Source organism: Mesorhizobium sp. M7A.F.Ca.MR.362.00.0.0 (genome assembly GCF_004023175.1).
Classification (GTDB): domain Bacteria; phylum Pseudomonadota; class Alphaproteobacteria; order Rhizobiales; family Rhizobiaceae; genus Mesorhizobium.
Genome location: NZ_RZTF01000282.1, coordinates 2303 through 8756, shown reverse-complemented (window position 1 = coordinate 8756; position 6454 = coordinate 2303). Strand labels below are relative to the sequence as shown.

The 6454-nt window shown below is 63.0% G+C and carries 7 protein-coding genes; 2 read left to right on the top strand and 5 right to left on the bottom strand.

From position 1 onward, the window contains the following. The 3 genes from EOC06_RS26610 to EOC06_RS26600 form a co-directional block, all read right to left on the bottom strand. Nucleotides 1–734: carbohydrate ABC transporter permease (locus EOC06_RS26610; RefSeq protein WP_164898747.1), on the bottom strand; the 734-nt coding region annotated here is incomplete at its 3' end. Nucleotides 735–736: 2 nt separating this feature from the next. Beyond that, on the bottom strand, nucleotides 737–1633 hold the full coding sequence (locus EOC06_RS26605) for a carbohydrate ABC transporter permease (protein ID WP_128309178.1): 897 nt from the start codon (nucleotides 1631–1633) through the stop codon (nucleotides 737–739). 133 nt (nucleotides 1634–1766) lie between these two features. After that, the gene (locus EOC06_RS26600) at nucleotides 1767–3086 is read right to left on the bottom strand and encodes a sugar ABC transporter substrate-binding protein (RefSeq protein ID WP_128309177.1); all 1320 of its coding nucleotides are present in this window, start codon (nucleotides 3084–3086) and stop codon (nucleotides 1767–1769) included. Between the two features lie 169 nt (nucleotides 3087–3255). On the opposite strand from EOC06_RS26600, the gene EOC06_RS26595 reads away from it, so the two are divergent. Beyond that, entirely contained in the window at nucleotides 3256–4041 is a 786-nt protein-coding gene (locus EOC06_RS26595) for an IclR family transcriptional regulator (RefSeq protein ID WP_127267478.1), read from the top strand. Nucleotides 4042–4106: 65 nt separating this feature from the next. Next, nucleotides 4107–4946, top strand: coding sequence for an amidohydrolase (locus tag EOC06_RS26590; RefSeq protein WP_128309176.1), 840 nt, complete (start codon nucleotides 4107–4109; stop codon nucleotides 4944–4946). A gap of 9 nt (nucleotides 4947–4955) precedes the next feature. Here EOC06_RS26590 and EOC06_RS26585 read toward each other — a convergent pair whose 3' ends face one another. Together EOC06_RS26585 and EOC06_RS43570 are read right to left on the bottom strand one after the other, a co-directional pair. After that, the gene (locus tag EOC06_RS26585; RefSeq protein WP_128309175.1) at nucleotides 4956–5927 is read right to left on the bottom strand and encodes an ABC transporter permease; all 972 of its coding nucleotides are present in this window, start codon (nucleotides 5925–5927) and stop codon (nucleotides 4956–4958) included. Nucleotide 5928: 1 nt separating this feature from the next. Then, a partial coding sequence (locus EOC06_RS43570; protein ID WP_368773606.1) for an ABC transporter permease occupies nucleotides 5929–6454 on the bottom strand: 526 nt, incomplete at its 5' end.

Below are 6454 nucleotides of genomic sequence, written 5' to 3'. Positions count from 1 at the left end.
GTGTAATCGAGCAGCCCGACCGGCAGCGTCTTGGCGCTCACCGAACGGGTCAGCTGCGAGGCCAGAGCGAACTCATTCCAGCAGGTCAGGAAGGCGAAGATCGCGGCCGACGCGATGCCCGGCCCGGCAAGCGGGAACTCGACCTGCCAGAACGCCTGCCAGCGCGTGCAGCCATCGATCTGCGCGGCCTCCGCGAGGTCCTTGGGCACCTGACGGAAGAAGCCGTCGATCAGCCAGATCGTGAACGGCACGTTGAGCGCGACATAGGCAAGGATAAGCCCGAAATGGGTGTCGATGATGCCAAGCCGCACATAGAGGAAAAACAGCGGCAGCGAGAGCGCAATGCCCGGCACGGTGCGCGTCAGCATCAGCCCGAGGAAGACGCTCGATTTGCCGCGGAAGCGGTAGCGCGCGAACGCATAGCCGCCGGCCATGCCGATGGCCACTGCAATGACCGTCGAGGTCACCGAGATGATCAACGAGTTGCGGAAATATTCGATCACTGGAATGCCGCCTTTGCCGATACCGCTGAACATGGCGACATAGGCGTCGAACGAAATCTCCTGCGGGATCCAGACCGGCGGCTTGGCCATGATCTCGACTGCCGGCCGCAGCGACGAGAGGACGATCCACAGGCCCGGCAGGCAGATCGTCAGCATCGCCAGGAACAGGCCAATGCGATAGACGATGCCCAGCAGCCGGCGCTTCAGGCGGGCGGAAGAATTCTCGTCCATCTTCACCACTCCGCACCAATCTGCGTGCGCGCCGCGGCGAGCTTGTTGAAGAAGTAGACGGTGAAGGCGATCGACAGCAGGATCGAGAAATAGGCCATGGCGTTGGCCATGCCCATGCGCCCGTCGCTGTAGGCGGTGCGGGCCACCAGGGTCCATAGCAGTTCGGTGCGGCCCGCCGGTCCGCCATCGTTCATGATCTTGACGATGTCGTAGGCGCGCGCCACGTCGAGCGAACGGATAGTCATGGCTATGTAGGCGAAAGGCATGACGAACGGCCACGTCACATAGCGGAATGTCTGCCACGGCGTGCAGCCGTCGACACGCGCCGCCTCGATCGGCTCCTTGGGCATGGCGAGCAGGCCGGCGAGGATCAGGATGGCGAAGATCGCCGTCGACGACCAGATCTCGGCGATCGAAATGGCGATGAAGGCGAGATGGCCCTCGATCAGCCACGGTATGGCGTCTTGCGTAATGCCGAGCGACTGCAGCGCATTGTTCACCAGGCCGATATTGTCGTTGAACATGAACTTGAACTGGAAGCCGACGAGGATCGGCGAGAACATCATCGGAAACATCATCAGCGTGCGCAGGATGCGCTGGCCGCGTGTCGCTTTCTCGACCAGCATGGCAAGCCCAAGGCCGAGCAGCATTTCGAGATTGAGCGCGATGGTCAGCAGCAGCACCGTGCGGCCGAACGCCCACCAGAAATCGGTATTGGACAGGATCGAAAGATAGTTCCGGATGCCGATGAAGACGTAGAACGTTTCGGGCCGCGTCAGGCGGAACGGCGTGAAGCTGGAGTAAAGGGACAACAGCAACGGCACAACGACAACCGCCGCCAGCACGATCATGGCCGGAAGCAGCAGCAGGAATGGCGCGGATGGCTTGAAGCCCTTCATCAGAATCCTTGAGGTGTTTGCATTTGGACGGCGGTGCGTGGGCCGGGGGCGATGGGTTAGCGCAAACCGCTGGCCGCGAAACGCGATCGCCTCCCCCATTTCCAATGGGGGAGGCAGCCCTGGGAGCCCGTTTCTAGAGCTTGCCGGCGTCCTGGAGGATTTGCGTCGCCTTGGCGGCCGCATCGTCCAGTGCCTGCTTCGACGTCTTGTCGCCGAGGATCGCCGCCTGCAATTCGGGATAGACGGCGTTCGAGATCTCGATCCATTCAGGCGTCTGCGGCACGGCAAAGGCGTGCTTGGCCTCTTCCTGGAAGGCGGTAAGAACCTCCTTCTTGTAAGGATCGTTTTCGGCCTGCTTCAAAACCCAGTTCCACACTGCGGTACGGGTCGGCAGCGGGCCGGCGGCGGCCTCGAGCTTCTGGCTGTCCTCGTTGGTCAGCCACCAAACCAAGGAAGCCGCGGCCTCCTTGTTGGGGCAGTTCTCGGTCACCGAGAAGCCATGGAAGCCGGACCAGCCGGTGCGCTTGCCGGACGAGCCCTTCGGCGCGACCTTGACGCCGACATTGCCGGCGACCTTGGATGACTTCGGATCGTTGAAGAAGCCAGCCCAGCCCGGCCAGTCCAGATTGATGGCGACGGTGCCGGAGGCAAAGCCCTGGCCGAGATCGTCCCAGAGGTAGTTGGTCGTGCCGGCCGGTACGGCCTTGGCCTTATAGAGGTTGACGAACCAGTCGAGCGCCCGGATGCCGGCCTCGGAGTTGAAGACCGGCTTGCCGTCCTTGTCGAGGTATTCGCCGCCCTCGGCGACCACCATCTCGTAGAAGCGACCGTTGATCGCCTCTTCCTTGCCGGCGAACTGCGTGCCGTAGAAATTGGGCGGGTTGGCGAAGAACTCAGCCTGGTCGGTGACTTCCTTCCAGGTATCCGGCGGCACCAGATCATAGCCGTATTTCGCCTTGAACTTGGTCTTGTTGTCGGCGTTCTCGTACAGGCTCTTCTGGTAGTAGAGCGCCGAAACGTCGAACTGCGCGCGCGGCAGCATCTCCAGCTTGCCGTCGATGGTTGCGGACGTGATCGTCGACGGCACGAAAGCGTCGATCTCTTCCTTGGGCAGCAATTTGCTGAGGTCGGTGTAAAGGCCCGTATATTGCGGCGCGAAGGACGAATGGTTCCAGCCGACGCACCAGTTGGTGCTACCCGAGGCGATGTCGGACTTGAGCTCCTTGTCGATGTCGAAGCCGTTCTTCTTGGTCAGGATGTTGACCTTGGCGCCGGTCGCCTTCTCCCATTCGGGAATGCGCTCGTAGAGCTTTTCATATTGCTGGCCGCCGATCAGCTTCACGTCGACGGTCACGCCTTCGAACTTGCCGGGCAGGTCGCCGGCAAGGGCAGCGCCCGCACCTGACGCGAGCAACAATGCACCGGCGCACACGCCGGACAGCAGTCTGTTCATTGGTATCCTCCCTTGGTGCCGCCTCCGCGGCGACCGCAACTCGTCTGATGACAAGAAGTGCTACATTCATATACAAACAAAACATTCATAGACACGTCAAGGCGAAATTTGTTTCCGCCGCGCACGTTCCTGCGTATATGAAGGGTGAAATTCACTGGAGGATGAGCCCATGGACGACAGCGAAGACGAGCGCTATCGCGCGCCGGCGCTCGACAAGGGGCTCGATATCCTTGAACTGCTGGCGGGCGTCGACGGCGGCCTGACCCAGGCCGAAATCGCCAAGAAACTCGACCGCAGTCCCAACGAATTCTATCGCATGCTCGACCGGCTGGTGCGGCGCGGCTACGTCACGCGCCTCGACGGCGACCGCTATTCGCTGACGCTCAAGCTGTTCGGTCTGGCACAGTTGCACGCGCCGGTACGGCGGCTGGTCTCCTATGCGACGCCGCTGATGCGTGAGCTTGCCGAGACATCGCAGCAGGCCAACCAACTCGTTGTTTTTGATCGAGGTTCTGCCGTCGTCATCGGCCAGCAAGAAGCACCGAACTACTGGGGCATATCGATCCGGGTCGGCTCCCATATCAGTTTGTTCGACACCGGATCGGGACATGTGCTGCTCGCCTTCCGCTCACCGGAAGAGCGCCAGATGATGATTTCCGAACACGTCCGCAGCACCGACAAGACGGCGCAATCGACCGAGTTCTTCACCCGTCTCGACCAGATACGCGACCGTGGCTACGAGATGATGGCCTCGATGCAGACAGCCGGCGTCTTCAACCTGTCCGCCCCGGTGCGCAGTTCCGACGGCAAGGCAATCGCCGCACTGTCGATTCCCTACATCACGGTGGTCAACGCGCCTTCCGCGCCCGACATCACCAGGACGATCGAACTGTTGCTGGCGACGTGTGAAAAGCTGTCGCACCTCGCTGGATCAGCAGTCGGCTCATCGGCATGAATTCTTATTTGAATGAAGAATTCCCCCGTGAGATGATTTAAAAAGCCAGAGGGAGGAGCGTCACCATGATCATCGATACCCATCTTCACCTGATCGATCGCTCGGCCCTGCGCTATCCCTGGCTCGCCGGCGTGCCGGCGCTCAACCGCGATTTCTCTTATGAAGACTACGCGACGGAGGCGCAGCGTGTCGGCGTCGGGCGTGTGCTGCATATGGAGGTCGATGTCGATGCGGCCGACATCGAAGCCGAGACCGCTCGTGTGGAAGGACTGTCACGGCAGTCCGGCAGCATGCTGGCCGGGGTGATCGCGTCCTGCCGCCCTGAGGAAGGGGACTTCGCGGCCTATCTCGAACGGCAGCGGGCAAACCCGTTCGTAAAAGGCTTTCGCCGCGTCCTCCATGTCGTGCCCGACGATCTCTCGGAAGGTGCGGTGTTTCGCGACAGCATAAAGCGGCTTGGCGGCACCGGCCTGACTTTCGACCTCGTCGTGCTGCCGCACCAGATCCCCAGGGCGATCGCGCTTGCCGACCTGGCGCCAGATGTGACGTTCGTCCTCGACCATTGCGGCGTCCCCGACATCAAGGGCGGCGCTGAGCATCCGTGGCGTGAACACATGAGCGAGATCGCCCGGCGCCAGAATGTGGTAGCCAAGATTTCCGGTGTCGTCGCCTATGCCGATCCGGGCAGCTGGACGGTCGAGACGCTGCGGCCATACGTCGAGCACACCGTCTATTCATTCGGCTGGGACCGCGTCGTCTGGGGCAGCGACTGGCCGGTCTGCACGCTAGGCGGCGGCCTGTCGACCTGGGTGGCGGCGACCCATGCATTGCTCTCGGGCTGCAGCATTGCCGAGCGCGACAGGCTGTTGTCCGGGAATGCCCGCAAGCTGTGGCGGCTCGACTGACTGGTCCTTTCAGATGGTGGTCGAGACGTGCCGTTCGCGGCCATAGAGCGAAACCAGCAGCACGATGACGAAGCCGAGCGCGGCCTGCACCGCTGCGGGCTGGAAGCCGAGGCCGATCAGCAGCGTGTTGATCTCGGTCAGCACTAGCACGCCGGCGATCGTGCCGAGATAGCTTCCCCGGCCGCCGACAAGTGCTGCGCCTCCTACGACGACCGCCGCGATGGTCTGGAACAGATAGGGCTGGCCGACATCGCCATAGGCCGAACCGGTGAAGCCGAGCAGAAGCACCCCTGCCACGGCGGCGAAGAAAGCGCTTGCCGCATAGGTGATGACCCACATGCGAACCGGGTCAATCAGCGCCAGCGGCGCCGCGCCCGGATTGCTGCCCAGCGCGTAAAGCCGGCGGCCATAAGGCGTTCGCTCCAGCACCAGCACGACGAGTGCGGCCAGCACGACCAGGCTCGGCACCAGCCACGGCACCGGCAGCGGTCCGGCCGATCCGCCGATCGAGACGAAGCTGGATACCGCTTGCGGTGCGGAGCCCGACGGGAAACCCGCGGTCCACAACAGCACAAGGCCTTGTACGACCATGCCGATGCCGAGCGTGACGATGAGCGGCTGGATGTCGAGGCTGCGCGAGATCAGTCCGTTCAGCCCGCCGATGACGAGCGCCAGCGCGCCGACGAGGCCGCAGACGAGGACAAAATTCCAGCCGTCGCCATAGAGCTGCGCCGCCACGACATTGGCAAAGCCGATGACGAAGGGGATCGACAGATCGATGCCGCCCATGATGACGACCAGCGTCTGCCCGATCGAGGCGACGGCAAGCAGCGAAGCGAGCACCAGCATGGCGCGTATCGCAAACGGCGCCGAATAGCCGGGAATGAGGAGCGTGCCGGCAAGGTGCAGAAGGGCGGCGACGCAGAAGGCGCCGACGACGCGGGCGTTGGTTGTGGCGAAGAGGTTTTGGCGCAAAAACATGTCAGCGTCTCCCCATGGCAAGACGTTCCTGCAGCGCTGTCAGCATCACGGCCAGCACCAGGATCGCGCCGTAGGCGATCTGCAGCACGAAGGTCGAGACGTTGAACGTCGTCAGCACGCTTTGCAGCAGGAAGATGTCGATGGCGCCAATGGCTGCACCGGCGACGCCGCCACGCCCGCCGGCCAGGCTGACGCCGCCGAGCGCTACGGCGGCGATGGCGATCAGCGTGTAGGTCGGCCCGATGTTAGGGTCGGCGGAGCCGATCAGCGCGGTCAGCATCAGCCCGGCGCATCCGCCCAGGATGCCGGTCATGACATAGGCGATGAAGCGCACGCGCGTGACATCGACACCGGCGGTGTAGGCGGCCCGATCGTCGCTGCCGACCGCCATCAACTGGTCGTAGTAAGGCGTGCGCCGCACCAGCCACCAAGCGATGAACATCAGTGCCAGCGGAAGCATCGAGAGCGGGCCGGACAAGGCCTTGAGCCAAGCCGGCGCCGGGCCGATCGGCGCCGGCAGGATCGTC

Bases quoted from the DNA above. Each gene is read 5' to 3' on its own strand.
- EOC06_RS26585 (WP_128309175.1), bottom strand. From the start codon at position 5,927: ATGTTTTTGCGCCAAAACCTCTTCGCCACAACCAACGCCCGCGTCGTC.
- EOC06_RS26600 (WP_128309177.1), bottom strand. From the start codon at position 3,086: ATGAACAGACTGCTGTCCGGCGTGTGCGCCGGTGCATTGTTGCTCGCG.
- EOC06_RS26590 (WP_128309176.1), top strand. From the start codon at position 4,107: ATGATCATCGATACCCATCTTCACCTGATCGATCGCTCGGCCCTGCGC.
- EOC06_RS26605 (WP_128309178.1), bottom strand. From the start codon at position 1,633: ATGAAGGGCTTCAAGCCATCCGCGCCATTCCTGCTGCTGCTTCCGGCC.
- EOC06_RS26595 (WP_127267478.1), top strand. From the start codon at position 3,256: ATGGACGACAGCGAAGACGAGCGCTATCGCGCGCCGGCGCTCGACAAG.